The 531-nt window shown below is 55.9% G+C and carries 1 rRNA gene; it reads right to left on the reverse strand.

What is annotated here, in order from left to right:
* Window positions 1–12: 12 nt before the first annotated feature.
* Window positions 13–531, reverse strand: a 16S ribosomal RNA gene (locus ACI48D_RS26080); the annotation flags it as partial.

Here is a 531-nt window from a genome sequence, read left to right on the forward strand (position 1 = left end):
GTGCCACTCTAGAAAGGAGGTGATCCAGCCGCACCTTCCGATACGGCTACCTTGTTACGACTTCACCCCAGTCACGAATCCTACCGTGGTAAGCGCCCTCCTTGCGGTTAAGCTACCTACTTCTGGTAAAACCCGCTCCCATGGTGTGACGGGCGGTGTGTACAAGACCCGGGAACGTATTCACCGCGACATGCTGATCCGCGATTACTAGCGATTCCAACTTCACGCAGTCGAGTTGCAGACTGCGATCCGGACTACGATACACTTTCTGGGATTAGCTCCCCCTCGCGGGTTGGCGGCCCTCTGTATGTACCATTGTATGACGTGTGAAGCCCTACCCATAAGGGCCATGAGGACTTGACGTCATCCCCACCTTCCTCCGGTTTGTCACCGGCAGTCTCATTAGAGTGCCCTTTCGTAGCAACTAATGACAAGGGTTGCGCTCGTTGCGGGACTTAACCCAACATCTCACGACACGAGCTGACGACAGCCATGCAGCACCTGTGTTCAGGCTCCCTTTCGGGCACTCCC

Origin of the sequence: Massilia sp. LXY-6, assembly GCF_051233485.1 — a bacterium.
Taxonomy (GTDB): Bacteria; Pseudomonadota; Gammaproteobacteria; order Burkholderiales; family Burkholderiaceae_D; genus Telluria.